This is a genomic window from Pseudomonas sp. NPDC089406 (genome assembly GCF_044900265.1).
Classification (GTDB): Bacteria; Pseudomonadota; Gammaproteobacteria; order Pseudomonadales; family Pseudomonadaceae; genus Aquipseudomonas; species Aquipseudomonas fakonensis.
The window spans coordinates 1-25,303 of sequence record NZ_JBJDNC010000005.1; the positions used below are offsets into that span (position 1 = coordinate 1).

The following is a 25,303-nucleotide window of genomic DNA, read 5'->3' on the forward strand; positions in this document are numbered from 1 at the left end:
GGCCAGGGACGGCCCGTCGGCGCGTACCTCCGGAGCAAGCCCGGAGCGAGGGAACCCCCGAAGCGCAGCGTAGGGGGCCGGATGATGGGAGCAGGGATTTTTTGGTGACTTTTTGATCCTTCAAAAAGTTACCCGCCGTAAGGGCGGAAAGGTGACGAAAAGCCGCCATCGTCAATGAATGCGCAAACATCTCCCAAAGCAATCACCCTAAAGCCCCGAACCCGAACCCTCCCGATGCCCCAAAACCATATAAACACAAGGCAAAACAAACAACGTAAACAAGGTCCCCACCGACATCCCGGTAGCAATCACCACCCCGATATCAAACCGGCTCACCGCCCCGGCCCCCGTGGCCAAAATCAACGGCACCATGCCAAACACCATGGCCGCCGTGGTCATCAGCACCGGCCGCAAGCGTATCGCCGCCGCTTCCTCGATCGCCTCGCGCACCCCCAGCCCCTTCTCCTCACGCAACTGGTTGGCAAACTCGACAATCAGAATCCCGTGCTTGGTAATCAGCCCGATCAAGGTCACCAACCCTACCTGGGTGTAGATGTTCATGCTCGACACCCCCAAAAACAGCGGCAACAACGCCCCGCAGATGGACAGCGGCACCGTCACCAGAATTACCAAGGGGTCACGGAAGCTCTCGAACTGCGCCGCCAGCACCAGGAAGATGATCGCCAGGGCCAGCCCGAAGGTCATCCACAGCGCGTTACCCTCCTGCACGAACTGCCGCGCAGTGCCCGCATAGTCGATGGAGAAACCCTCGGGCGCCTCCTCACGGGCAATGCTGCGCACCGTGTCCAAAGCTTCGCCCATGCTCACCAGCGGGAAACCCTGGATGATCGCCGAATTGAGCTGCTGGAACTGGTTCAACTGGCGCGGCCGGGCGCGGTCGCTGAGGGTGATCAGGGTCGACAGCGGCAGTAACTGGCCCTGCTCGTTCTTCACGTAGTAGTTGTTCAGCCAGCCCGGGTTGGCCCGGTAGGGGCGCTCCACCTGGGCGATGACCTTGTAGCTGCGCCCCTCCAGGGTGAAGCGGTTGATCTCGGCCTCGCCCAGCAACGTCGCCAGGGTGCTGCCGAGGGTGTCCATCGACACCCCCATCTGAGCAGCCTTGGCGCGGTCCACATCCACCATCACCTCCGGCTTGTCGAAGGCCAGGTCAATGTCGAGGAAGGCGAACTTGCCCGAGGCCTGGGCGCGTTCCTTGACCCGTTGGGCCACCTCCAGCAAGGCCGGGTAATCGCCGGCGGTGTTGATCACGAACTGGAACGGCAGGCCCTCGCCGGTGCCCGGCAGCGACGGCAGGTTGAAGCCGAAAATCTGCAGCCCGCCAATCTTCTCAAGCTCCGCCTGCACCAGCGGCAGCAACTGCATTTGCGTGCGTTCGCGCTCGTTCCACGGCTTGAGCAGAAAGCCGCCGATGCCGCTTTGCACGCCGTTGAAACCGTTGATCTGGAACGACGAGTAGTACTCCGGGAAGCGCTTGAAAATCGGCGTGAACTGGTCGGTGTAGGCGTTCAGGTAATCCAGGTTGGCAGTCTGCGGCGAACTGCTCATCATGAAGATCACCCCCTGGTCCTCGTCTGGGGCCAGCTCGTTGCGGGTGAACATCAGCAGCACCGGGATCAGGCACAGAATCAGTACGGCGAACACCAGCACCACCGGGCGGCTGTCCAGGGTGCCGTGCAGCAGGCGCTGGTAGCGTTGCTTGAGTTTGTCGAAAATCAAATCCAGGCGATGGGCCAGGCCGCTGGGGTTCTGCTCGCGGCGCAGCAGCAGGGCGCACATCATCGGCGACAGTGTCAGCGCCACCACCCCGGAGATGATCACCGCACCGGCCAGGGTCAGGGCGAACTCCTTGAACAGCGCGCCGGTCAGCCCGGTAAGAAAGCCGATGGGCGCATACACCGCCGCCAGGGTGATGGTCATCGACACCACCGGCAGGGCGATCTCCCGGGCCCCTTCCAGCGCCGCCTCGAACGGCGACTTGCCCTCCTCGATATGCCGGTGGATGTTCTCCACCACCACAATGGCATCGTCCACCACCAGGCCGATGGCCAGCACCATGGCCAGCAGCGTCAGCAGGTTCAGCGAGTAGCCCATCATCTGCATGAAAAACAGCACGCCGATCATCGACAGCGGAATGGTCACCACCGGGATCAGCACCGAGCGCAACGCGCCGAGGAACAGGAACACCACCACGATAACGATCAGCACCGCCTCGCCGAGGGTCTTGATCACCTCGTCAATCGACGCCTGGATGAACAGCGTGGCGTCGTAGGCGATCGACACCTTCAGGCTCGATGGCAACTGCTCCTCAAGCTGCGGCATGATCCGCCGCACCTCCTTGATCACCTCCAGCGGGTTGGCCGCCGGGGTGGCCTTGATGCCGATGTATACCGATGGCGTGCCGTCGAACGAGCTGACCGTGTCGTAGTTCTCGGCGCCCATTTCGATGCGCGCGACATCGCCCAGCAGTACCCGGCTGTCGCCGTCGGTCTTGACCGGCAGGGCGGCGAAGGCCTCGGCGGATTTCAGCTCGGTGGTGGCGTTGATGCTGGTGACCACGTACTCGCCCTTCACCTCGCCGGCGGCGGCGAGGAAGTTGTAGCGGCGCACCGCGCTGGTCACGTCGCTGGCCGACAGGCCGAAGCCGGCCAGCTTCACCGGGTCGATCCACAGGCGCATGGCGAACACCTGGTTGCCGAGAATCTCTGCCTCGGCCATGCCGGGCAGTGTGGCCAGCTTGGGCTGGATCACCCGCGACAGGTAGTCGGTGATCTGCGGGTTGCTCATCTCGGTGCTGTAGAAGCTGATGTACATCAGCGCCGAGGCGTCGGCCGCTTCTTTGCTGAGCACCGGGTCCTCGGAATCCTGGGGCAGCTTGTTGCGCACCTCGTTGGCCTTGGCCAGCAGTTGCGTGAACAGCCGGTCGCTGTCGGCGCCGATGCGCGCGTAGACCGAAATCACCGAGAAGTTCTGCCGGCTCACCGAGGTCATGTAGTCGATGCCGTCGGCGCTGGCCAGGCTCTGTTGCAGCGGCTGGGTGATGTAGCCCTGGATGGTCTCGGCGTTGGCCCCGGGGTAGGCGGTGGTGACGGTGATCAGGGCGTTTTCCATTTGCGGGTACTGGCGAATCTGCAGCTTGCTCCAGGCCTGCAAACCCAGCAGCAGAATCAGCAGGCTGACCACGCTGGCCAGTACCGGGCGGCGGATGAACGGGTCGGTGAATGCCATGCCGGCCCCCTCAGTCTGCGCCGGACGCGGCGGGCTTGAGGGCGGCGTCGTCACTGATGTGCACGGCGGCGCCCGGGCTCAGCTTGAGCTGGCCGGCGGTCACTACCTGGTCACCGGCCTGCAGGCCCTTGCTCACCACCACCCAGCCGTCGCGGCGCTCGCCGGTTTGCACGGTGCGCTGCTCGACTGCCAGTTGCGGTTGGCCTTCTGCGGTGTTTTCCGGCTGGCCGTCCTTGCCCTTCTTCGGGCCGATGACGTACACCGAGTTGCCGTACAGGGTGTAGGTGATGGCGTTTTCCGGCACCACCACCTGCGGGTGCGGGTCGGGCAGCAGCAGTTGCAGGCTGGCGAACATGCCGGGCAGCAGCTTGCCGTCGGGGTTGGCCAAGGTGGCGCGTACCAGCAGGTTGCGGGTGCTTTCCTCGACCTTGGGGTTGATTGCGCTGAGGCTGGCGGGGAAGGTCTGGCCAGGGTAGGCGGCCACCTGCACCAGCACCTGCTGGCCCAGGCTCAGGTGCGGTAGCGCCTGCTCGGGCACGTTGAAGTCGACGTAGAGGCTGGACAGATCCTGCAGGGTGGCGATCACCGTGCCGCTGGCCAGATAAGCGCCGACATCTACCTGGCGGATGCCGATGGTGCCGCTGAACGGTGCGCTGATGCTCTTTTTCGCCAACGAGGCCTTGAGCTGTTCGACCACCGCCTGGTTGCGCCGGTACTGCGAGGTCAGGCGGTCGTACTCGCCGCGGGAAATCGCCGAGTCACCCACCAGCTGGCTGCCACGGCCGAAGTCCACCTTGGCCAGCCCCAGGTCGGCCTGGGCAGTACCCAGCAGTGCGGTTTCCTGGTCGTTGTCCAGTTGCAGCAGCAGTTGCCCGGCCTTGACCTGCTGGCCCGATTCAAAGTGCAGTGACTTGACCGTGCCGGCCACCTCCAGGCTCAGTTCCACGCCCTGGAAGGCCTTGAGGCTGCCCACCGCCGGCAGGCGCTCCTGCCACTGGCGCAGCTCGGCCTGGGCCGCGGCGACGCTGACCGGCGGCTTGGGCTTGGAAAACATCTGCACCTGCTGGTAGATCGAGAAGCCCTTGATGCCCCCCAGAATCAGCACGATCAGCAAGACGATGGCCAACATGATCAGCATGCGGCGGCGCAACATGGTCCGGTTCCCTGGATGCGTAATGGGTTATGGATTACGCACGGTCAAGGGCGATCCTGCCTACGTGCGTTGGAGGAAAGTATTGTCGAGTTTTCTGAAAAGGGGAGGGGCAGGTAGAAGGTGCCGATTCAACGCGGAATTTGTAGGAGCGGCCTTGTGTCGCGATGGGGCGCGCAGCGGCCCCACGATTCCGGTATCACGCGAAATTGTCGGGGCTGCTGCGCACCCCATCGCGACACAAGGCCGCTCCTACAGGGGCCGGCGATGAGGCCCTCAGACCAGGTGCAGGTGGTTGTCCCAGAACCCGGACGGCAGGTTCATCGGCTGGCCGATCAGTTCCTGCTTGCGGCAATCGTAGAAGCGGCAACGCCCCTGCCCGGAGGTGACGACAAACCCGTCTTTCACCGCCCCGACCCCGGCGCAATCGGGCATCGGCGCATCCAGCTTCACCGCGCCGCTGTCCAGGTCCCAGATGAACAGCCGGTTGGCCCGCGGCGCGGTCAGCGCCACCAGGCGCAGGTCGCTGTGGATGGCGACGCTGGCGGTGTACTGGGCCATCGACTGCAACTGCCGCTCGGGTACCGGGAAGGCCTTGAACGGCTCGCCCGGGCGCTTGATCGCCAATAGCTCGGCGGTTTCCTCCGAGCCACCCATGAACTGCTGGCAGGCGGCGATGGTGCCATCGTTGCCCACCGCCAGGTGGCGCACGCTGTTCATCTGCTGGGCGAGGGTTTCCTTGCTCAGCAGGGTGCCGTCGCGCTGCATCAGCACCAGGCTTGGCTGCATCGCGTCGAGGTTCATCTCCACCCGGCTTTCGGCCTCGGTGCGGATGCCGCCGTTGGCCACCACCAGGGTTTCGCCGTCGGGCAGCCAGGCCACTTCGTGGGGGCCGATGCCGTGGGTGGAAATTTCGCCGCTGTGCACCAGGCGCTCGCCCTCGAAGCGGTACACACCAAGCACGCCACGCCCCGGGTCGGTGGTGTCGTTCTCGGTGGCGTACAGCCACTCGCCATCCTTGTGAATCACCGCATGGCCATAGAAGTGGCGGTTGGGCTGCGAGGTGATGGTCTGCAGCAGGCGGCCGTCGCGCAGGTCGATCAGGTAGCTTTCGGTACCGGGCCTGCGGGCGACGAACAGCGCGATGGGCAGCGTTGGGTGGTTGATGATGGCGTGGCAGCGCTGGGCTACCTGGGTGCTGAACACCTCGCTGCCGTCCAGGCGAAACCCGACGGCGTAGTGCTTGCCGTCGCCGTCGTCGCGCGCCGAGAGCAGCAAGGGTTCGCTGCCTTTGTTGCGAAACAGGCTCCAGCCGCCCAGGGTCAGGGCGCTGAGCAATACGCTACCGAGTTTGATGGCCTGGCGTCGCAGCATGATCAGTCACCGTCGTTGGCATTGAAGCCCAGCTGGATGTTCAACGCCTTGGCCAGCTCGCCTTCGTGCAGGCGGTGGACGACGTTGAGGCTGTCGTAGATCTGGTTCAGCTTCTGCTGGCCGGCTTCGTCTGCCAGCAGCTCGCCGAGGCTTTGCTGGTTGTCGGCCAGCAGTTTGAGCGAGGTAGCGTAGGCGTCGTCGATCTTCTGCGCCAGTGGCGCCTGGTCCTTGCCCAGCAGGCCGCGCAGGCCTTGGTTGTCCACGCCCACCCACACCGCTTCGGCGGCCTTGAGCGAGGCTTCCAGGCTCTTGAGCGAGGAGTGGCTGCGCCAGGCTTCGGCCTGCAGCGGCTGCGGGATGCCCTTGCTCTGGCGGCCCATGGGCGCGCCGAGCTTTTTCTTCAGGGTGTCCAGGGCGGTGACCTGGGCACGCAGCAGGTCGGCGATCGCCTCGTGGGAGTCGGCGTAGCGCTGGTTGGGGAACTTGGTCATCTGCGAAAGCATGCCGTCGGTGCTGTTCCAGCCCTTCAGAATTTCTTCGGCCAGGGCCTGCTGGTGCTCGCCAATGGCCACCAGCAGCGGGCAGTAGCGGGCCTTCTGTTCGGCCGTGGCGACGTCCGGCTTGCTGTCGAACAGGATGTACTCGTAGGCCGACAGGCCACGCACCACCACGCTGGATTTACCCAGCGATTCCTTGTCTACCGGCTTGTCGCCATTGACCAGTTGCTCGACCTGGCGGCCGACCAGGTTCTTCTTGTCGGGCCAGAACTGTACCTGCCAGGCGCGGTTGCCTTCGGCCAGCGGGCCGACCAGCAGCGGTTGCAGCTCGGCCCAGGCTTTTTGCGCGTTGAGGAAGTCGGCGCGCGCGGTGTCCAGCGAGGCCTTGCCTTCGCAGTAGGCCAGGGCGCTGGCAGCCAGGGCGCGGTCGGCTTCGACCCAGCGGCTGTAGGTCGGCAGGATCACCTGCTTGGCGATGGCGGCAGAGGTGACGGCCTGCGGGTCCTGCGGCGAGCAGGCGCCGAGGGCGAGGGCGGCGAGGCTGGTGAACAACAGTTTGGGTCGGAACATGCCCGGCTCCTTGTGCGTTTTAAAGTGAATTCAGAAACGCCAGCAGCGCGGCGCGCTGCTCGGCATTGAAGGTCAGTACCTGGTCGCGCGCCGCCTGGGCTTCGCCGCCGTGCCAGAGCACGGCTTCAAGCAGGTTGCGGGCGCGGCCGTCATGCAGGAAGCGGCTGTGGCCGCTGACCGTCTCGGACAGGCCGACGCCCCACAGTGGCGGGGTGCGCCAGTCCTGGCCGTTGGCGGCAAATTCGGTGCGTTCGTCACTCAGGCCGGGGCCCATGTCGTGCAGCAGCAGGTCGCTGTAGGGGCGGATGACCTGATTGGCCAGCTCCGGCTCCTTGGCGTTGGCGCTGGTGGTGAACTGCGGGGTGTGGCAGCCCTGGCAGCCGGCCTGGAAGAACAGGTTCTTGCCGGCCAGCACCTGCGGGGCGCCGACGTCGCGGCGGGCCGGTACGCCGAGGTTGCGGGTGTAGAAGGTGACCAGGCGCAGGATGTTGTCGCTGACTTCCTTCTCGCCGTCTTGCCCGTCGCCATTGGGCGCGGCCAGGCAGTCGGTTTGCGCCGCGGTGCAGTCGTCCTTGGGTTGCAGGGTGCTGGTCAGGCCCATGTCGCCGGCGAAGGCGTGCACGTTCTGCTGGTTGACGTTGGGCTGGCCGGCCTTCCAGCCGAAGCGCCCGAGCACGGTCTTGCCCTGGGCGTCGTCCCAGACCCGGTTGGCGCGGCCACGGATTCCATCGCGGTTGCGGTCATCGGGGTCTTCGTTGGCCAGTATGTCGGCCTTGGGGATGGCTTCGAGCAGGCCCAGGCCGATCATCGGTGGGGCGATGCGCGCCGAAAAGCGCGTGTCGGGGTGCATCGGGCCGTAGCCCAGTTGGGTGATCTGCAGGGTCGGGCGCTGCAGTTCGACCTGGTGGCCATCTTTGAAGGTGACGGTGTGGCTGTCGTAGCTCACCCGCACCTTGCCCTCCGGCGCTACGCCGGGGATGGCCATGTCCTGCAGTTGCGTGCCGTAGGTGGGCTCGGGCACCACGCCGATGCGCTCGATTTCGCGGGCCAGGTAGGGCTGGTCGGGGATCGACAGGCGCACCAGCATCGACACTGCATTGCTGTCGCCGGGCTCGGGCGGGTGGCCGCGGCCGTCGCGCACGTGGCAGTTCTGGCAGGCGTTGGTGTTGAACAGCGGGCCCAGGCCATCGCGGGCGGTGGTGGTGCTGGGGGCAATCACCCAGGGGCTGCGGAAGAAGCTGTTGCCCACCGAGAAGTCCAGGCGCCGCTCGGGCGAAAGGTTGGCCGAGGGCAGCGAGTAGGCGTTGCGGTCGCTGCGCTGCACCGTTGCCTTGCCACCGGAGAGGGCTTCACCGGGCTCGGCCTGGGTGAAACGCGGGGCGTCGTCACAGGCAGCGAGGGTGAGGGCCAGCAGCAGGGGGCTTAGGCGGAGCAAGGACATCGACAATCCTGGGCGTGGGCGAAAAACCGGCGTGCAAGCTTATCAGGCCGGGGGTATTTGAATAAGAGCAATTTGCAATTACCCGGGTGAAAAGGATGTGAAATGCCAGCATTTTCACCTGCTGTACTGGCCCTTTCGCGGGCAAGCCCGCTCCCACAGGGAGTGCACGGTTTGGGTATTGTGCGTTCCCTGTGGGAGCGGGCTTGCCCGCGAAAGGGCCAGTGCAGAAAAAAGGCGACCCGAAGGCCGCCTTTGTTATCCCGCTGGCGCTGATCAGAACTCGTGATCGGCGGTGTCCGGGTTCAGGTTGGCGATGCCCAGCTTGCCGGCGGCCTGCTCGATGGCGCCGGTCTGCTTGACCAGCGAGGCGATGGCGTCGCGCACGATCTGGTTGCCGGCAGCGTTGTCGGCGGCGATCAGCTGGTCGTAGTGCTCGCCTTTCAGCGCATGGTCGACCATCACCTGGATCTTGGCTTCGGTGGCTTCAAGGTCGGCCTTGAGGGTGGCGTCGGTGGCCGGGTCGGCCTTGGCCACCAGCGACGACAGGCTCGGGCCGGTCAGCTTGGTGCCGTCGACACGGGTGTACTCGCCCAGGTAGACGTTGCGGATGCCCTTGGCGTCATAGAAGTGCGAGTAGTGGGTGTTGTCGCTGAAGCAGTCCTGCTCGTCTTCTGGCGAGTTGGCTTCCAGCGAGACCTTCATGCGCTCGCCGGCCAGTTCGCCCAGCGACAGGCTGCCCATGCCGAACAGCATCTTGCGCAGGCCGTCGTTGACCGGCTCCGCTTCCAGGGTGGCGCGGTAGTTGTCGGCCACGTTCGGTGCCCAGTTGCCGACCATCTCTTCGAGGTCTTTGACCAGCAGGTCGGTGACCGCTTTCAGGTAGGCGCGGCGACGGTCGTTGTGGCCGCCAGTGGCGCCTTTGCCTTCGAGGTAGTCGGAGACAGGGCGGGCACCTGCGCCTGGGCCTGTGCCGTTGAGGTCCTGGCCCCAGAGCAGGAACTCGATGGCGTGGTAGCCGGTGGCGACGTTGGCTTCGGAACCGCCCAGCTCGTTCAGGCTGGCCAGCTTCTCAGGGGTGATATCCTTGACGTCGACCTTCTCCTCGCCCACCTGGATCTCGGTGTTGGCGATGATGTTGGCGCTGGCCGCCGGGTTGCCCAGGGCGTGCTCGTAGCTCTTGTCGACGTAGTCGATCAGGCCTTCGTCCAGGGGCCAGGCGTTCACCTGGCCTTCCCAGTCGTCGATGATGGTGTTGCCGAAGCGGAACGCCTCGCTCTGCAGGTACGGAACGCGGGCAGCGGCCCAGGCCTCTTTGGCGGCCTTGAGCGTCTCGTCGCTAGGCTTGGCGAGGAAGGCGTCGACGGCGGTCTGCAGCTGTTTGGCGGTGCTCAGCGAGTCGCTGTACACGGCGTAGACCATCTCGGTGTAATGCTTGACCACGGCCTTGCCGGCGGCTTCATCGACAGCGCCGGCAGGGGCTGCGGCGGTGCTGGCGGCAGCAGGTGCCTGGGCTTGCGGGGCGGCAGCCTTGTCGTCCTTTTCGCCGCAACCGGCGAGGGCGATGGCGATGGCCAGCAGACTGGCGGAGGCCAGAGGCATTCGAATCATTGTTGGTTTCCTGCGTCGTGTGGTTGGACCAGAGGGTTAGCCGTGCACCGTGGCACGCGAAACCGCAACATCATGCGAAAGATTTGCATTTGCTGTAAAGGGGCGCTTGCGCATTTCATGCAAACGCCCGTTTGCGGTGCAGGGTCAATGTTCGCGGGGGTGTTACAGCGCCGAGACCTGGTTGCGTTGCGCCTGCTTGAGGAAGGTGGTCAGCTCGCGCGCTGGCAGCGGCTTGCTGTAGTGGTAGCCCTGACCCTCGTGGCAGCCCTGGGCGATGATGTAGCTTTCCTGCTCGCTGGTTTCGACGCCTTCGGCGATCACCTGCATGCCTAAGCTCTTGCCCAGCTGGATGATGGCGCGAACGATGGTGGCGTCGTCATCGTCGTCGAGCAGGTCCTGGACGAAGCTCTTGTCGATCTTGATCTTGTCCAGCGGCAGTGACTTGAGGTAGCTCAGCGACGAATAGCCGGTGCCGAAGTCGTCGATGGCGATCAGCGCGCCGGAGCGGCGCAGGCTCAGCAGGTGCTGGGCGGCGGTGCTGATGTCTTCCATCAGGCCGGTTTCGGTGACTTCCAGCTCCAGGCTGCGCGGCGGCAGGCGGTAAGCCTGCAGCAGGTTGTTGACCACCCGCGGCAGCTCGTTGTGGTGCAGTTGCACGGTGGACAGGTTGACCGCCATGCGCAGTTCGCTGAAGCCTTGGTCGTGCCATTCGCGCAGTTGGCGGCAGGCCTGGTCGAGTACCCATTCGCCGATGGCGATGATGTTGCCGTTCTGCTCGGCCAGGGGGATGAACTGGTCCGGCGGGACCATGCCCAGCTCCGGGTGCTGCCAGCGCAGCAGCGCCTCGACGCCGACCACGCGGTGGTCGCGGTAGCTGATTTGCGGCTGGTACACCAGGTACAGCTGGTTGCGCGGCAGGGCTTCGCGCAGGTCCTTTTCCAGCTCGCGGCGCCGGCGCATCTCGCTGTCGACGCTGGCGATGTAGAACTGGTAGCGGTTGCGTGAGCGGGCCTTGGCCAGGGTCATGGTCTGCTCGGCCTTTTGCAGCAGTTTTTCGGTGCTGTCGCCGTCCTCGGGGAACAGAGTGATGCCGATGGTGGCGCGCAGGCGGATCTGCTGGTGGTCGAGGTCGAACGGTGCTTCAAGGTCGTCGAGAATGCTCTGCGCAAGCTCGGCGGCCTCGTAGGGTTGCTCGATGTTGGCCTGCACCAGGGCGAACTGGTCGCCGCCCAGGCGCGCCAGTGCCCCCAGGCGGCCGCTGTGGGCCCGCAGGCGGTCGGCCAGGGCCAGCAGCAACTGGTCACCCACTTGGTAGGTGAACTGCTCGTTGATGCCCTTGAAGTCGTCCAGGCCCACGCACAGCACTGCCACCCGGTGCTGCAGGCGGCCGCCGTCGATCAAAATCTTGTCCAGTTGCTGCTGCAACTGCTGGCGGTTGGGCAGGCCGGTCAGAAAATCGTACTGGGCCATGCGCTGCAGGCTGTTTTCGGCTTCGTGGCGCAGGTGGGTGTTGCGCTCGATCGAGGCCAGCAACTGGTTGGCGGTGTTGACCCAGATGCCCAGTTCGTTGCGCTCGTGGCCCTTGAGCTGGGGGATCTGGTGCTGGCTGGGGCGGTCGGGGTTGATTTGCGTCAGGTGCTCGATGATCTTCGACAGCGGCTTGGTCAGCAGCCAGTGGTACACCAGGTACAGCACCAGGCCCATGGCCAGGGCGCGCAGCACGCCGGAGATGAAAATGATCACCGCGTTGACCAGAAAACCCTCGCCGTAGCTGGAGGTGTCGAGGGTGATGCTGAGGTCGCCGTAGTATTCGCTGTAGGGGCCGCGGCCGACCAGTTGCGTGGTGTAGGTGCGCTCCTGGCCGAGAATCGGGTCGGTGAGCCAGCGCATGGACATGTCCTGCAGCGGCCGGTTTTTCTCTGCCAGCATGGTTTCGTTGGGGTGGCCGATGGAGGCCATGCGCACCGATTCGTCCTGGAACAGGCCTTCCATCACCTGCATGCCCATTTCCCGGTCGAGGCTGTACACCGCCTGGGTGGACGGGTCGCGGAACATGTCGAGGATGCGCTGGGCGTCGTTGTTCACCGCCTGGCGGGTCTTGTAGGCGTCATAGACGATTTGCGCGCAGCTGAGCACGACGCCGACAGCCAACGCCGAAAGCAGCACCACCCTGAGCAACTTCACCGACAAGCTGTTGCGAAATTCCAGCTTCAAAGGGGATTCCTTAATCCATGCGCATGCCATTATTTTGCCATTAACTCTGGCGACAGAGTATCGACCGATCGCCCTGTCCGGCAAGCCGCCCGTCGGCGGATTTACCCTTGGCTCTGTATCGGTCGGGCGGCCATGCGACTTGAGTGCGCAGCGTCAGCTTTCCAGAAAATTGATGTTAGCGTGCTATGGGCTGCGAGCAAGGCCCGAGCGGCGGATGGCAGGCGAAAAAAAACCCGGCCTGGGCCGGGTTTTTCACAAGGCTTGTGGATCAGGCCTTGAAGGTCTTGCCTTCGAACTGCTCGGCAACGAAGGCCCAGTTGACCAGGTTCCAGAACGCCTCGACATACTTCGGACGCACGTTGCGGTAGTCGATGTAGTAGGCGTGTTCCCAGACGTCGCAGGTCAGCAGCGGGGTGTCGCCGCTGGTCAGCGGGCAGCCGGCGCCGATGGTGCTGGCCAGGGCCAGGGAGCCGTCGGCCTTCTTCACCAGCCAGCCCCAGCCGGAGCCGAAGGTGCCGACCGAAGTCTTGGTGAACTCTTCCTTGAACTTGTCGAAGGAACCGAAGGCGGCGGTGATGGCGTCAGCCAGGGCGCCGGTAGGTTGGCCACCGCCGTTTGGCGACAGGCATTCCCAGTAGAACGAGTGGTTCCAGATTTGCGCGGCGTTGTTGAAGACGCCACCCGAAGAGGTCTTGATGATCTCTTCCAGGGTCTTGCCTTCGAATTCGGTGCCCGGGACCAGGTTGTTCAGGTTCACGACATAGGTGTTGTGGTGCTTGTCGTGGTGGAACTCCAGGGTTTCCTTGGAGATGTGCGGCTGCAGGGCATCGTGGGCGTACGGCAGCGGCGGCAATTCAAAAGCCATGGTGTATCTCCTGATTCAGGTCTGTTTGCGGTTTGCGCCAGGCCTCACGGGTGGCCTGTATGAGCGTCGGCGAGTTTGTACTCTTTGCGACGCAGGGGCAGGATCATAGCACCGGGGCAGGCGCATAACCACGCAACAACTATAGGGAATAGAGGTTCCAGAGCGGTTGGCGCAGGTGACGGGCGGGGCAGGCGATGGCACCTGGGTTGTGCGCAAGCCCGCTCCCACGCTGCAACGCCTGTCTTGCAATCAGCCGAAAATCAACTGCGCCGCCACCGCGAACATCATCACCGCCACCATCAGGTCGAGCATCCGCCAGGTCGCCGGGCGGGCCAGCCAGGGGGCCAGCCAGGCCGCGCCCAGGGCCAGGGTGGTGAACCACAGCAGCGAAGCGCTGGCGGCACCGGCCACATAAGCACCGGGCACGCTCTGCTGGGCGCCGAGCGAGCCGATCAGCAGCACGGTGTCCAGGTACACATGGGGGTTGAGCAGGGTCACCGCCAGGGCGCTCAGCAGTACTGCCCGGCGCGAGCGCGTGCCCTGGCCTTGCTGGTGCTGCAGGCTCTGTTTGGAGCAGGCGCTGCGCAGCGCCTTGGCGCCATACCACAGCAGAAACACCGCGCCACCCCAGCGGGCAATGGCCAGCAGGGTCGGGTTGTGCGCCAGCACCGTGGCCAGGCCGAACACCCCGGCTGCCACCAGAATCGCGTCGCAGACAATGCACAACGCCGCCACCGGCAAGTGGTGCTCACGGCGCAGGCTCTGGGCCAATACAAAGGCGTTCTGCGCGCCGATGGCCATGATCAGGCCGAAGGCCACCAACATGCCGTTCAAATAGCTTTGCCACATGGCGATTACTCCACAAAAGATGCTGGCCATTGTGGCGAGGCTGGCGGTATAAGAAAAACCAATAGAGCTGATCTGGCATTAGAGGAACTGATGTTCAACTACAAACTGCTCGCCGCCCTGGCCGCGGTGATCGAACAGGGCGGCTTCGAGCGTGCCGCCCAGGTGCTGGGGCTGTCGCAGTCGGCGATTTCCCAGCGCATCAAGCTGCTCGAAGCACGCGTCGGCCAGCCGGTGCTGGTGCGCGCCACGCCGCCCAGCCCCACCGACGTCGGCCGCCAGTTGCTCAACCACGTGCAGCAGGTACGCCTGCTCGAACGTGACTTGCAGCGCCAGGTACCGGCACTGGACGAGGAGGGCGCCCCCGAACGCCTGCGCATCGCCCTCAACGCCGACAGCCTGGCCACCTGGTGGGCCGGTGCGGTGGGTGCGTTCTGTGCCGAGCAGCGTTTGCTCACGGAGCTGGTGGTGGAAGACCAGGAGGTCGGCCTGAAACGCATGCGCGCCGGCGAAGTGGCGGCCTGCCTGTGCGGCAGCGAACGGCCGGTGGCCGGGGCGCGCAGCCTGGCGCTGGGGGCCATGCGCTACCGGGCGCTGGCAAGCCCCGCGTTCATGGCCCGGCACTTCCCGCAAGGTTTCGAGGTGGCGCGCCTGGCCCGCACGCCGGCCATCGTCTACGGCCCGGACGATTTTCTGCAGCATCGCTACCTGGCGTCACTGGGCATCGAGGACGGTTTTTTGCACCACCTGTGCCCTTCGTCCGAAGGCTTTTTGCGCATGACCGAAGCCGGCCTGGGCTGGGGCCTGGTGCCCGAGTTGCAGGCCCGCGAACAGCTGGCCGGCGGGCAACTGGTGGAAATCTGCGCCGATACCCCCATCGATGTGCCGCTGTACTGGCATCATTGGCGCAACGGCGGGCAACTGCTCGCCCAGCTGACCGAACACCTGCGCCATTCGGCGCGCGACTGGCTGGTGCCCTTGTAGGGCCGGCCGGCGTCAGTTGCATCTGAAATCTGGCAAGGCGGAGTGTTACATGCGAATTCTGGTCACCGGCGCGAGCGGCTTCATCGGCGGGCGCTTTGCGCGCTTTGCGCTGGAGCAGGGCCTGGACGTGCGGGTCAACGGCCGCCGCGCCGAGGGCGTCGAGCACCTGGTCAAGCGTGGCGCGCAGTTCATCCCTGGTGACCTGGGCGATGCAGAACTGGCCCGGCGCCTGTGCCAGGGGGTCGATGCGGTGGTGCACTGCGCCGGCGCCGTGGGCACCTGGGGGCGCTACCAGGACTTCCATCAAGGCAACGTGGTGCTGACCGAGAACGTGGTCGAAGGCTGCATCAAGGAGCACGTGCGGCGCCTGGTGCACCTGTCGTCGCCGTCGGTGTACTTCACCGGCCGCTCGCGCCTGGATATCCGCGAAGACCAGTTGCCACGACGCTTTCACGACCACTACGCACTGACCAAGCACCTGGCCGAGCAGAAGGTGTTCGGCGCCCAGGAGTTCGGCCTGGAAGTGCTGGCGCTGCGCCCGCGCTTCGTCACCGGGGCAGGGGATGCGAGCATCTTCCCGCGGCTGATGCAGATGCAGCGCAAGGGCCGGGTGGCGATCATCGGCAACGGCCTGAACAAGGTCGACTTCACCAGCGTGCACAACCTCAACGACGCCTTGCTCAGCGCCCTGTTCGCAGACGATGCGGCCCTTGGCCAAGCCTACAACATCAGCAACGGCCACCCGCTGCCGCTGTGGGACGTGGTCAACTACGTGATGCGCCGCATGAACGTGCCGCAGGTCACCCGCTACCGCAGCTTGGGCCTGGCCTACAGCCTGGCGGCGCTCAACGAGGCCGCCTGCCTGCTGTGGCCCGGGCGCCCGCAGCCGACCCTGAGCCGCACCGCGATGCAGGTGATGAGCCACGATTTCACCCTGGACATCAGCCGCGCCCGGCAGTACCTCGACTACCGGCCCAAGACCGATGTGTGGGCCGCGCTGGATGAATTCTGCGCCTGGTGGCAGGCCCAGCAGGGCAACCGCTGAACCACCGGCTAAAGAGATGTTCATAAGTGCGCCGCCGTGGCGGTTTATACTCATGCCTCTTTGCTATCACCGTGGTTGAATGCCCATGCGTAACGACGCCCATGACGATTTTGACGACGTGCCCCCGCTGCGCGCCGGCACCCCCGATGACGACGAACTGTTGCCCGCCCACGTGGCGCGCAGCCGCCAGAAGGCCGTACGGCCACGCAGCAACGGCCCGCTGTGGGCCTTGCTGGGGGCTTCGTTCATTGCCCTGGCCGGGCTTGGCTGGTGGAGCTTCCAGCAGATCTCGCTGATGGAACAGCAACTGGTGGCTACACAAGAAAGCTTTGCCCGCATCAGCGAGGAAGCGGCCGGGCGCCTGCAGGCGATCAGTGGCAAGGTCGATGCCAGCGAGTCCACCAGCAGCACTGGCAGCGAGGCGCTGAAACTGCAGATTCGCCAGTTGCAGGCCAGCCTGGCCGAGCAGGGCAAGCAGCAGCAGGGCGTCGCCGGCCAGGCGGGTGACCTGGGCAAGCGCCTGGAGCAGGTGCTGGCCGATACCCGCGCGCAGCAAAAAGCCGTGACCGACCTGCAAACCCAGTTGCAGGCGCAGTTGAAAGCGGTGAACGCCGAGCTTGCGGCGTTGAAGTCGGGCCAGCTGGATGGCGGCAAGCTCGATGGCCAGCTGAAGAACCTCAACGATGAGGTGGCTGCGCTGAAGAAGCAGGGTAATCAGAAGGCCGCCATCGATAGCCTGGAGCAGGATGTGCTGGTGCTCAAGACGCAGATGGACAACCGCCCGGCGGCAGCCTCCAGCGGTGCCTCGGTGCAGGAATTCGATGCCTTCCGCGGGCAGACCACCCGCAACATCAGCACCCTGCAAAGCCAGATCCAGAACCTGCAGCAGCAGATCAACGCGCGGCCCTGAATCCGCAGGGGAGGGCTTTGCCCTCCTTTCGCGGCACAAGGCCGCTCCTACAGGGTGACGCGATTCCCTGTAGGAGCGGCCTTGTGCCGCGAAAGGGCCGCAAAGCGGCCCCGGCGATCTCGCTTACAAACGCGGATAGTCGATATACCCCACCGGCCCCTTGCCATAAAAAGTCTCCGGGTGCGCCGGGTTCAGCGGTGCATCCGCCGCCAGCCGCGCCGGCAGGTCGGGGTTGGCGATAAACGGCACGCCAAACGCCACCGCATCGGCCTTGCCCGCCGCCAGCGCCGCATTGGCGCTGGCCTTGTCGAAGCGTTCGTTGACGATGTACGGCCCGCCAAAGGCTGCCTTGATCAATGGCCCGAGGCTGTCGTCGGCCTCTTTTTCCCGCGAGCAGATGAACGCGATGCCGCGCTTGCCCAGCTCGCGGGCCACATAGGTGAAGGTCTCGGCGCGATCGGCATCGCCCATGTCGTGGGCATCGGCGCGCGGCGCCAGGTGCACGCCCACACGCCCGGCGCCCCACACCTCGATGGCCGCGTCGGTCACCTCCAGCAGCAGCCGTGCGCGGTTTTCCAGCGAGCCGCCGTAGCGGTCGGTGCGCTGGTTGGTGCTGCTTTGCAGAAACTGGTCGAGCAGGTAGCCGTTGGCACCGTGAATCTCCACGCCATCGAAGCCGGCAGCCTTGGCGTTCTCGGCGCCGCTGCGGTAGGCCTCGACGATGTCGGCGATCTCTTCGGTTTCCAGGGCGCGTGGCGTTGGGTAGTCGCTGAGCGGGCGCACCAGGCTGACATGGCCCTTGGCCTGGATGGCGCTGGGCGCCACCGGCAGTTCACCGTTCAGGTAGGAGGGGTGGGAGATGCGCCCCACATGCCACAGCTGCAGGAAGATCCGCCCGCCGGCGCCATGCACGGCCTGGGTGACGTTATGCCAGCCGCGCACCTGCTGGTCGTTCCAGATACCGGGGGTGTCGGGGTAGCCGACGCCCATGGCGGTCACCGAGGTCGCCTCGCTGAGAATCAGCCCGGCGCTGGCGCGTTGCACGTAATACTCGGCCATCAGCGCGTTGGGGATGCGGCCTTCGTCGGCGCGGCAACGGGTCAGCGGGGCCATGATGATGCGGTTGGGCAATTTCACGTCGCCCAGGGTGATCGGATCGAAAAGCGTGGTCATAACGGTTACCTGCCTGTTCAAAGCGCTTGGCGCAGTTGTTCGAGGAACGCCTGGATAGTGGCTTCGTCACGTTTGAAAAAGTGCCATTGGCCGATCTTCTGGCTGCTGATCAGCCCGGCGCGCTGCAAGGTGGCCAGGTGGGCTGAGACGGTCGACTGCGAAAGGCCGCAGCGTTGGTCGATCTGCCCGGCACACACGCCGTTTTCGGTGCTGTGGTACTGGTCGGGGAATTGCGCTGCCGGGTCTTTCAGCCAACTGAGGATTTCTCGCCTGACCGGGTGGGCCAGCGCTTTTATGATTTCGTCGAGATCGAGTGGCATGGGTGAGGCTCGTTGTGTATCGCGATAGGGCGAAATTTAAATCGGTATTTTCCGATATACAAATATGAAGAGGTTCTGAGCTCAGCTCGAATCGCTATATCGCGTTATAACGATATAGGCGCTGGCGGTGCTAGACTGCGCCCATGAACTACCTCGCACACCTGCACCTGGGCGGCCCGGCGCCGCAGCAATTGCTCGGCAGCCTGTATGGCGATTTCGTCAAAGGCTCGCTGGAGGGGCGCTTTGCGCCTGAGCTTGAAGCAGCCATTCGCCTGCACCGGCACATCGACAGCTACACCGACAGCCACCCGCTGGTGCTGGCGGCGCTGGCGCGTTTCCCCAAGGAACGCCGGCGCTTTGCCGGGATTGTGCTGGATGTGTTTTTCGACCATTGCCTGGCGCGGCACTGGGCCGACTACGCCGACCAACCGCTGGCGCAGTTCACCGGGGCTTTTTATCGAGTGCTGCTGGCCGAGCCCGAGTTGCCCGGGCGGCTGGCGCGGATTGCGCCCTACATGGCGGCGGATGACTGGTTGGGGGCCTATGGCGATTTTGCGACGTTGGAGCAGGTGTTCAACGGCATTGCCCGGCGCTTGTCGCGGCCGGAAGGCATGGCCGGGGTGATGGGCGAGCTTGAGCGCCTGTATGAACCGCTGCTGGTGGATTTTCGCGAGTTCTACCCGCAGTTGCAGGGGTTTGCCGCCCAAGCCCGCAGCCGCTGAGCCTGCCGGTGCCATCCCTGTGGGAGCAACTGTCTTGCTCAATTTCTAAAGGCTGGTGCGATCCCTGTGGGAGCGGGCTTGCCGGAGTGCCGGACCACCGCGAACACCGGCATAGCCGGTGCCAACCACCGCGCTGCCTGCTTCGCGGGTAAACCCGCTCCCACAGGACTGCGTCAACCCCAAACCCAGCGCTGTGCCTGTAGCGGCTTTGAGCGCGAAAGGGCTGCGCAGCAGCCCCGGCGATTTTGCAGGGCGCCGATATTCTGGGGCCGCTGCGCGCCCCGTCGCGACACAAGGCCGCTTCCCACAAGTACAGCCCTGGCCTGACAGCCATGTTATCCCTGTGGGAGCGGCTTTAGCCGCGAACACCGGCGCAGCCGGTGCCAGGCACCGCGTCGCCTGCTTCGCGGGTGAACCCGCTCCCACAAGGTTACGTACACCCCGGCAGTCGTGAAATCACTGCTCAATCGAGCTCAATCCTTCAACCCAAACCACTGCCACCCGCTACGCGCAAACCTCACGCTCACCGGCAACGAATCCACCCGCCAGGTATCGGCCAGCGGCTGGTCGAAGCGCGCCGGCACCATCAGCCCGCGGGTCGGGCTGCTGAACGGCTTGCGCAGGTCGCTGGGCAGCGGGTTGGCGCTTTCGGCCGGGTTGATCACCGTGGCGCCGGTGGCGCTGCCGTCGGGCAGGCGCACTTCCAGGCGCGAGCCCGGGGTGGCGTGCTCGACATCCTTGGGGTCCAGGTACACCCACAACTGCGCCGGCCCGTTGCGTTCCAGGCGCATCAGCAAGGTGCCGGGGCCGACGTTCTCGCCAGGGGCGGCGATGACCTCGGCCACCCGCCCGCTTTCGCTGGCGTCGATGCGCATCTGCTGCAACCGCTCGGTCAGCCAGCGCGCTTCCTGTTGCTGTTGATGCTGGTAGCGCTCGGCCTCGTTGCCGCCGGCCAGGCTGCGCTCCCAGGCCAGGCGCTCGGCTTCGCGGCTGTCCAGGGCGTTCTGCGCCTCCAGCAGCTCGCCGCGGGTCGCGGCCTGGCGCGCCACCAGTGAACGCACATCGCGCACCCGCGCGGCAGCCCGGTCCACCAGCGCCTGCAGCACCTGGCGGTTGTGCGCGGTGAGCCCGTCAGGCGTGGCCGGTGCTGCGCTGCCTTGCAGCAGGTTCAGGCGCAGCCGCCATTCGGGGTTGTCCATTTGCACCAGCGGGCTGCCGGGCTGCACATGGTCGCCCGGCTGCACGTTCACCGCCTCCACCTGGCCAGGTTGCATGGCGCGCACCTCAAGGGTGGGCAGGCGCACCAGCGCCGGCGCCTCGACACGCAGCATGGCCAGGCCGTAGCGCCCTGCAAGCCAGGCCGGCGGCAACAGAATCAACAGCAGGATCAGGTACCAGCGCAGGCGAAAGGCCAGGCGTTTGCCCGGCGCATAGAGCACCTGCATGCCGTTGTCCTGGGTCGGGTGTTGTTCCTTGGCACTGCGAAAATTGATCTTCATCGGCTTCTCGGGTAGTCGGTCCAGGATTGCCAGTCGATGCCCGCCAGGCCGGCAGGCTGCAGGCTGCGCTGCCAGCCGGCGGCCAGCTGTTGCAGTTGCGCGGGGCTGCTGCCGGCCCAGCTCAGGGTGTCGGGCTGGTCGGCCTCGATGCTTTGCGCCAGGCGCAGGTGCAGCGCCGGCCAGCGGCGGGCGATGTCCAGTGCGCGGCGGGTGCTTTTGTCGGCCTGGCGCTGGTAGATCATCAGGCTGACGTTGGTCACGCCCAGGGCTTGCAGCTCGCAGGGCACGCAGGGGTTGGCGTCGGCCGCCACCTCGAACCAGCGCGGGTGGCTCGACAGCGTCAGTGGCCAGGGGCTGTGCGACTTGGCCTCGCGCAGGGTCTGCAGCCAGTCCTGCACGCGCTGGTCGGGCACCGGCCAGCCCAGTTGCTCGACTTCAAGGTCCAGGTGCAGGCCATCGAACGGCAGCCCGGCAAAGCGCTGGATCAAACCGAGCAGTTGCCTGCGCCCGGCCGGCTCGATCCAGTGCGGGTCGCCCAGCAGCAGGTTGACCCGCAGCCCCTGGGCATGGGCGGCGTGCAGCAGGGTCTGGAGCTGGGCGCGGGTGGCCTCGCCGGCGTTCACCTGCTCTGCGTCCAGCCCCAGGTGCAGTTCGTCGATGCCGGAGCGGCGCAGCTCGGCCAGCTCCTCACTGCGCCGGGCAGGGTCGAGCAGGGCCTGGCTGTGCCAGATGTACACGCCCTGGCGCCAGCCACGGGCCAGGGGCGCGCTGGCGATCTGGCCGGGGGCGTCCCAGCGCAGGTAGCGGCTACCCAGCAGTTGCTCGAAGCGCTGGCTGTCGTCGCCGAACACCCGCAGCGCGGCATCCTGCAGCCACACTCGGTGCCAGGCGGCAATCTGCGCAAAGCCTGCGTTGTAGTCGTCGATGCGTGCCTGCTGCAGGCGCAGGCTGGCTTCACCGGCGTCCAGTTCGCCGCGCTGGCGGCGCTCGTCGAGCACCTGGCGCAGCCCGGCACGCCGCTCGCGCAGGCGCTGGTACTCGTTGACGCTGCGCCGCTGCTGGGCAATCACCTTGCCCAGCTCGCGCAACAGCTCGCCCTGTTCCTGCTCGCGGGCCTGTACCGCGGCCTGGTAGCGCGCCTCGCCTTCGCGGCTGCGGGCGGTGCCGTAGTCGAGCAGGTCGACCGGTGCCGACAGGGTCAGCCCGGCGGCCAGGCCGCTGCCACGGTCGGCGGCGCCGCTGCGCTCCTCGACCGTTTGCGCCACGCTGAAGTAGGCGTCGATGGCGGTGTACCAGGGTTTTTTGCGCTGGCGCTCGGCGTTGGCCAGCTCGGCGTCACGCCCGGCCAGGCGCGGGTTGTCTTGCAAAAGCGGGCGCCAGGCGTCGAGCGCCTGCGGGTGACGGGCCAGCTGGCTTGGCACTGGCGTGTCGCCGGGGCGCAGGGTAACGCCGAGGCTTTCAAGGCTTGCGCGAATATCCCCCAGCAGGTCGTCCTGCAGGGCGCAGCGGTCGCTCAGCGCCTGCCACTCGCCGCGCATCAGCTGGGCATCGGAGGGCAGGATCCAGCGCTCGTCCAGGCGCTGGCGCAATTGCGCCTCGGCGGCCTGGCTGGCCTGCTTCAGCCCGCGGCACAGGCGTTGCTCTTCGCTGGCACGCCACCAGTCGGCATAGGCGCTGCGCACCGCCAGGCGCTGGCGGGCACGCTGGTAGCCCTGCTCGATTTCGGCCAGGTGAATGTCGCGGCGGCTGTCATCCACCGCATCCAGGCGCCGGCGCAGGCTACCCAGTAACGGGTAGCGTACGCCCACAGCGAACGAGCGGCCGTAGTAGTCGTTGCGCAGGTCTTCGGTGACCAGCTCGCGGTAGCGGCCCACGTCGGCGTTGCCGAACATCTGCCAGCCAGCCTCCGACTCACGTTGCTCGCTGGCGGCATAACGGGCCTGCAGGCGGGCGTTGGCCGCTTCGCTGGCGGGGTTGCTGGTGGCGCGCTGGAGCACGCTGTCCAGCGGCAGTGGTGTGGCCCAGGCAAGCGCCGGCAGCCAGCACAACACCGGCAGCAGCCGGGTGCTTTGTTTGAAGTTCATGGCAGGGGCCCTAGAAGCGGTTGGCGCGTTTGAGCACCCACCAGGGTGCCATGCTCGATTCTTCGTGCCCGCGGCGCAGCAGCTCGTTGAGCAGGGCGAACACGCTCCAGCAGCGCAGGGCGTACATCGCCAGCGGGTACAGCGGCAGAATCCAGATAAGGCGCAGGTCCTGGCGCGGCCGTTCGCTGACCATCAGCAGCATGCCCAGGTACAACAGTGCGCTCATGCCCAGGTACAGGCCGTAGATCAGCAGCGAGAAGAACACGAACGCGGTGAACGGCAGCACCGCCAGGCCCACCAGGCTGTAGCCGAGGATGATCAGCGGCAGCACCAGCTGGAAGAACAGCCCGCTGACCAGCAGCATGAGAAAGTTCGGCCAGCCCACCAGTGCTGGGTTGAAGGCATGCCGGTGCTTGCGTGCATAGACGAAGAACAAGTCACCGTCCCAGCGCAGGCGCTGCTGCAGGAAGCCGCGCCAGGTGGCCGGGGCGTCGGTATGGCCGATGGCCCGCGGCTCGAAGGGGATGCGCAGGCGGTAGCGGCGAAAGTAGCTTTTGATGCGCAGGGTCAGGTCGAGGTCTTCGGCGGTGTGGGTGTCCCAGCCGCCGATCTGCACCAGGAAGCTGCGACGGAATGCACCAAAGGCCCCGGAGACGTTATTCACCAGGTTCCATTCGGCCAGGCCGATCTTGCTCATGTGGATCGACAGCAGGTACTCCAGCGCCTGGATGCGCGCCACCAGCGACTGCCCGGCATTGCGCACCCGCAGGCTGCCGGCCACCGCCGGCACCTTGGGGTCGGCGAAGTGGCGCACCAGGTGGCCGACCATGTCGTTGTCGAACGAGGTGTCGCCGTCGACGTTGATCAGGATTTCGCCGCTGCTGTAGGCAAGCCCCGCGTTCAGCGACGACACCCGGCCACCGCGTTGCCACTTGGCCAGTGGGCGGATTACCCGGTTGGCCGGCAGCCGGTGGCTTGCACGAAACGCGCGCACGGCGGCGGTGGTGTGCGGGTTGCCGCTGGCGCCGTCGATGATCGGGATGATCTCCAGCATGCCGGGGTAGGTTTGTTCCACCAGGCTGCGCAGGGTCAGTTCGACGTCGCGGCCTTCGCTGTAGCAGGTGATGATGCACGACACCCGCGGGTACCAGGGCGTGCGCTGCTCCACGGCGCTGCGTTCGCGGGCGAACCAGCGCAGGGTGCCGAGCAGCACCAGCAGGTTCAGCGGCACCTCCAGCAACAAGAAGTACGGGAACACCATCAAGAACAGCCGCCAGTGGCCGTTGGGGCCCTGGATCTCGCCCAGCCAGGCCTGCCAGTGATCGATCAGCGCGTTCATTGCAGCTCCCCCGCCAGGCGCGCCATCAAAAGCTCAGCGCTGTCTTTTTCCAGCAGGCCTTCGGGGGCCACGCAGCCGACGGTGGCCAGGCGAATGTCTTGCAGGTCCTGGCCGACGAACAGTTCGCTGATGCGGTTAAGGCGCTCGACCACACGCTGCAGGCCGGCGCCGTCGGTGTACATCAGCAGCAGCCACAGCTGTTCTTCGCTGGTGCGGGTACAGCGGTCGGTGTCGCGGATGGCCACCTGGATGCGTTCGATCAAGGCATCGAGCAGCGCATGGCCGCGCTGCGGTCCAAGGCGTTCGAGCACCGCCGCCAGGTTGTGAAAGCGCAGGCCCAGCAGGGCGAAGCGTGGCGCCTGGTGGCGCTCGATCAGTTCCAGCTGCCAGTCCAGCAGGGTGCGGAAGGTGTTGGCCGCGACCATGGCCAGGCCGCCGAACAGCGGTTCGCTGTCGCGTTCCAGGCCCTGGCGGGCGGCGAGCATGCCGGCTTCGGACAGCTGGTAATGGCGCACCTCGCGCACCTGCAACTGGTCGGGGGTGTGCTGCTCACCGCAGTCCAGGCAGCGCGCCTGGATGTCGGCGTCGACGAAGAACGCCTGGCACTGGTTGCAGGCGTAGTTTTCCAGTGGCCGGTCGTAGTCGCTGCCGATGTGCCGCAGGCGGGTCAGGCAGTTGGGGCAGACCAGCGCACCATCTTTGAGAAACTGCGCCTGGCGGCCGATATGCCCGCACGTGAAGCAGTGCAGCGAGGCCTGGCGGCGGATGTCCAGGCTGTGGCATTCGGTGCAGGTGTCGACGTAGTTCAGCTGGCCGCTGCCACAGCGCCGGCACAGGCGGATGCGGTCCACCAGGGCGGTACTCTCGAGCAGGCCGCGTTGCGCCAGGTCACGCACCAGCGCCTGGCTGTTGACCGCCTCGCCACCCAGGCAGCGGGCCAGCGGGTAGTCGTAGTGCTGCGGGTTACCTGGCTCGCGCAGCGCCTGCAGGCGGCCCGGGGCGCGCAGCCACAGCCAGGCCAGCAGGCGTGCTTGCGGGGTTTGTGGGGGGCGGCCGTTGTTGAACACCGCCAGGCGTTCGCGGTGTTGCAGGCAGGCGTTTTCCAGAGCCGGCCAGCTGGCGGCCGGGGCGCCGTCGGCCAGCGCCAATACCTGCGCATCGTGCTGCTGGCGGCAGTAGATCAGGCCCAGGCCGTACTGCGGGCGCGCGCGCAGATGGCGCAGCATCTGACGGTTTTCTTCGAGGGAGGCGCCCAGCACAACGGCGTCGAAGGCAGGTTCCAGCAACAGGGCGGTCAGGTCGGTGAAGCGGGTCGCAAGCGGGTGCTGCGATTCGCGGCCAAAGCCTACTTCAGCGACGCGTACGGCGGCGTCGTTCATGGCTGCTCCAGTTCAGAGGTCTGGCTTTCCGACTGGA

General features: G+C 65.9%; 19 protein-coding genes. 4 read left to right on the plus strand and 15 right to left on the minus strand.

From position 1 onward, the window contains the following. Positions 1 to 207 precede the first annotated feature (207 nt). From ACI2KK_RS04845 to ACI2KK_RS04885, 9 genes are all read right to left on the minus strand, one after another. Positions 208 to 3,246, minus strand: coding sequence for a multidrug efflux RND transporter permease subunit (locus ACI2KK_RS04845; protein ID WP_404668081.1), 3,039 nt, complete (start codon positions 3,244 to 3,246; stop codon positions 208 to 210). Between the two features lie 10 nt (positions 3,247 to 3,256). Further along, positions 3,257 to 4,399 carry an efflux RND transporter periplasmic adaptor subunit gene (locus ACI2KK_RS04850; protein WP_404668082.1) on the minus strand — a complete coding sequence of 381 codons (1,143 nt, stop codon included), beginning with the start codon at positions 4,397 to 4,399 and terminating at the stop codon, positions 3,257 to 3,259. 273 nt (positions 4,400 to 4,672) lie between these two features. Then, positions 4,673 to 5,770, minus strand: a complete 1,098-nt coding sequence (locus ACI2KK_RS04855; RefSeq protein WP_404668083.1) for a DUF1513 domain-containing protein — start codon at positions 5,768 to 5,770, stop codon at positions 4,673 to 4,675. A 2-nt stretch (positions 5,771 to 5,772) separates the two neighbouring features. After that, on the minus strand, positions 5,773 to 6,837 hold the full coding sequence (locus ACI2KK_RS04860; RefSeq protein ID WP_404668084.1) for an imelysin family protein: 1,065 nt from the start codon (positions 6,835 to 6,837) through the stop codon (positions 5,773 to 5,775). A 19-nt stretch (positions 6,838 to 6,856) separates the two neighbouring features. Next, a complete protein-coding gene (locus ACI2KK_RS04865; RefSeq protein WP_404668085.1) occupies positions 6,857 to 8,284 on the minus strand; it encodes a di-heme oxidoredictase family protein in 1,428 nt (475 codons plus the stop codon). A gap of 267 nt (positions 8,285 to 8,551) precedes the next feature. Then, the gene (locus tag ACI2KK_RS04870; protein ID WP_404668086.1) at positions 8,552 to 9,886 is read right to left on the minus strand and encodes an imelysin family protein; all 1,335 of its coding nucleotides are present in this window, start codon (positions 9,884 to 9,886) and stop codon (positions 8,552 to 8,554) included. Between the two features lie 162 nt (positions 9,887 to 10,048). Continuing rightward, positions 10,049 to 12,100 carry a putative bifunctional diguanylate cyclase/phosphodiesterase gene (locus ACI2KK_RS04875; RefSeq protein ID WP_404668087.1) on the minus strand — a complete coding sequence of 684 codons (2,052 nt, stop codon included), beginning with the start codon at positions 12,098 to 12,100 and terminating at the stop codon, positions 10,049 to 10,051. 268 nt (positions 12,101 to 12,368) lie between these two features. After that, a complete protein-coding gene (locus tag ACI2KK_RS04880; RefSeq protein WP_217841948.1) occupies positions 12,369 to 12,965 on the minus strand; it encodes a superoxide dismutase in 597 nt (198 codons plus the stop codon). Between the two features lie 249 nt (positions 12,966 to 13,214). Beyond that, positions 13,215 to 13,814 carry a LysE/ArgO family amino acid transporter gene (locus ACI2KK_RS04885; protein ID WP_369989927.1) on the minus strand — a complete coding sequence of 200 codons (600 nt, stop codon included), beginning with the start codon at positions 13,812 to 13,814 and terminating at the stop codon, positions 13,215 to 13,217. A gap of 90 nt (positions 13,815 to 13,904) precedes the next feature. On the opposite strand from ACI2KK_RS04885, the gene ACI2KK_RS04890 reads away from it, so the two are divergent. The 3 genes from ACI2KK_RS04890 to ACI2KK_RS04900 all read left to right on the plus strand — a co-directional run bounded on the left by ACI2KK_RS04890 (position 13,905) and on the right by ACI2KK_RS04900 (position 16,750). Then, positions 13,905 to 14,795, plus strand: coding sequence for a LysR family transcriptional regulator ArgP (locus ACI2KK_RS04890; RefSeq protein WP_404668088.1), 891 nt, complete (start codon positions 13,905 to 13,907; stop codon positions 14,793 to 14,795). Between the two features lie 49 nt (positions 14,796 to 14,844). Continuing rightward, on the plus strand, positions 14,845 to 15,840 hold the full coding sequence (locus ACI2KK_RS04895) for an NAD-dependent epimerase/dehydratase family protein (RefSeq protein WP_404668089.1): 996 nt from the start codon (positions 14,845 to 14,847) through the stop codon (positions 15,838 to 15,840). A gap of 85 nt (positions 15,841 to 15,925) precedes the next feature. Then, positions 15,926 to 16,750: an ATPase gene (locus ACI2KK_RS04900; protein ID WP_404668090.1), complete on the plus strand. Its 825-nt coding sequence runs from the start codon at positions 15,926 to 15,928 to the stop codon at positions 16,748 to 16,750. Between the two features lie 123 nt (positions 16,751 to 16,873). Here the strand turns inward: ACI2KK_RS04900 and ACI2KK_RS04905 are convergent, their stop codons facing one another. Together ACI2KK_RS04905 and ACI2KK_RS04910 are read right to left on the minus strand one after the other, a co-directional pair. Then, a complete protein-coding gene (locus tag ACI2KK_RS04905) occupies positions 16,874 to 17,923 on the minus strand; it encodes an alkene reductase (protein WP_404668091.1) in 1,050 nt (349 codons plus the stop codon). Positions 17,924 to 17,940: 17 nt separating this feature from the next. Continuing rightward, positions 17,941 to 18,243 carry a helix-turn-helix transcriptional regulator gene (locus ACI2KK_RS04910; RefSeq protein ID WP_217841953.1) on the minus strand — a complete coding sequence of 101 codons (303 nt, stop codon included), beginning with the start codon at positions 18,241 to 18,243 and terminating at the stop codon, positions 17,941 to 17,943. Positions 18,244 to 18,386: 143 nt separating this feature from the next. On the opposite strand from ACI2KK_RS04910, the gene ACI2KK_RS04915 reads away from it, so the two are divergent. Further along, on the plus strand, positions 18,387 to 18,965 hold the full coding sequence (locus ACI2KK_RS04915; RefSeq protein WP_404668092.1) for an ACP phosphodiesterase: 579 nt from the start codon (positions 18,387 to 18,389) through the stop codon (positions 18,963 to 18,965). Positions 18,966 to 19,438: 473 nt separating this feature from the next. Here ACI2KK_RS04915 and ACI2KK_RS04920 read toward each other — a convergent pair whose 3' ends face one another. Genes ACI2KK_RS04920 through ACI2KK_RS04935 form a run of 4 tightly spaced genes read right to left on the minus strand, consistent with a single transcriptional unit; the run spans position 19,439 to position 25,266 of the window. Then, positions 19,439 to 20,464 carry an HlyD family secretion protein gene (locus ACI2KK_RS04920; protein WP_404668093.1) on the minus strand — a complete coding sequence of 342 codons (1,026 nt, stop codon included), beginning with the start codon at positions 20,462 to 20,464 and terminating at the stop codon, positions 19,439 to 19,441. Then, positions 20,461 to 22,548 (minus strand): hypothetical protein, encoded by a 2,088-nt coding sequence (locus ACI2KK_RS04925; RefSeq protein WP_404668094.1) that lies wholly within the window; start codon positions 22,546 to 22,548, stop codon positions 20,461 to 20,463. The genes ACI2KK_RS04920 and ACI2KK_RS04925 overlap by 4 nt, the downstream gene beginning before the upstream one ends. 10 nt (positions 22,549 to 22,558) lie before the next feature. After that, entirely contained in the window at positions 22,559 to 23,887 is a 1,329-nt protein-coding gene (locus ACI2KK_RS04930; protein ID WP_404668095.1) for a glycosyltransferase, read from the minus strand. Then, the gene (locus tag ACI2KK_RS04935) at positions 23,884 to 25,266 is read right to left on the minus strand and encodes a diguanylate cyclase domain-containing protein (RefSeq protein ID WP_404668096.1); all 1,383 of its coding nucleotides are present in this window, start codon (positions 25,264 to 25,266) and stop codon (positions 23,884 to 23,886) included. Before ACI2KK_RS04935 ends, ACI2KK_RS04930 begins: the two co-directional genes overlap by 4 nt. Positions 25,267 to 25,303: the final 37 nt, after the last annotated feature.

Coding starts and splice junctions, on each gene's coding strand:
- ACI2KK_RS04910 (WP_217841953.1), bottom strand. CDS start 18,243: ATGCCACTCGATCTCGACGAAATCATAAAAGCGCTGGCCCACCCGGTC.
- ACI2KK_RS04920 (WP_404668093.1), bottom strand. CDS start 20,464: ATGAAGATCAATTTTCGCAGTGCCAAGGAACAACACCCGACCCAGGAC.
- ACI2KK_RS04895 (WP_404668089.1), top strand. CDS start 14,845: ATGCGAATTCTGGTCACCGGCGCGAGCGGCTTCATCGGCGGGCGCTTT.
- ACI2KK_RS04935 (WP_404668096.1), bottom strand. CDS start 25,266: ATGAACGACGCCGCCGTACGCGTCGCTGAAGTAGGCTTTGGCCGCGAA.
- ACI2KK_RS04880 (WP_217841948.1), bottom strand. CDS start 12,965: ATGGCTTTTGAATTGCCGCCGCTGCCGTACGCCCACGATGCCCTGCAG.
- ACI2KK_RS04890 (WP_404668088.1), top strand. CDS start 13,905: ATGTTCAACTACAAACTGCTCGCCGCCCTGGCCGCGGTGATCGAACAG.
- ACI2KK_RS04915 (WP_404668092.1), top strand. CDS start 18,387: ATGAACTACCTCGCACACCTGCACCTGGGCGGCCCGGCGCCGCAGCAA.
- ACI2KK_RS04845 (WP_404668081.1), bottom strand. CDS start 3,246: ATGGCATTCACCGACCCGTTCATCCGCCGCCCGGTACTGGCCAGCGTG.
- ACI2KK_RS04905 (WP_404668091.1), bottom strand. CDS start 17,923: ATGACCACGCTTTTCGATCCGATCACCCTGGGCGACGTGAAATTGCCC.
- ACI2KK_RS04870 (WP_404668086.1), bottom strand. CDS start 9,886: ATGATTCGAATGCCTCTGGCCTCCGCCAGTCTGCTGGCCATCGCCATC.
- ACI2KK_RS04885 (WP_369989927.1), bottom strand. CDS start 13,814: ATGTGGCAAAGCTATTTGAACGGCATGTTGGTGGCCTTCGGCCTGATC.
- ACI2KK_RS04930 (WP_404668095.1), bottom strand. CDS start 23,887: ATGAACGCGCTGATCGATCACTGGCAGGCCTGGCTGGGCGAGATCCAG.
- ACI2KK_RS04850 (WP_404668082.1), bottom strand. CDS start 4,399: ATGTTGCGCCGCCGCATGCTGATCATGTTGGCCATCGTCTTGCTGATC.
- ACI2KK_RS04855 (WP_404668083.1), bottom strand. CDS start 5,770: ATGCTGCGACGCCAGGCCATCAAACTCGGTAGCGTATTGCTCAGCGCC.
- ACI2KK_RS04925 (WP_404668094.1), bottom strand. CDS start 22,548: ATGAACTTCAAACAAAGCACCCGGCTGCTGCCGGTGTTGTGCTGGCTG.
- ACI2KK_RS04900 (WP_404668090.1), top strand. CDS start 15,926: ATGCGTAACGACGCCCATGACGATTTTGACGACGTGCCCCCGCTGCGC.
- ACI2KK_RS04860 (WP_404668084.1), bottom strand. CDS start 6,837: ATGTTCCGACCCAAACTGTTGTTCACCAGCCTCGCCGCCCTCGCCCTC.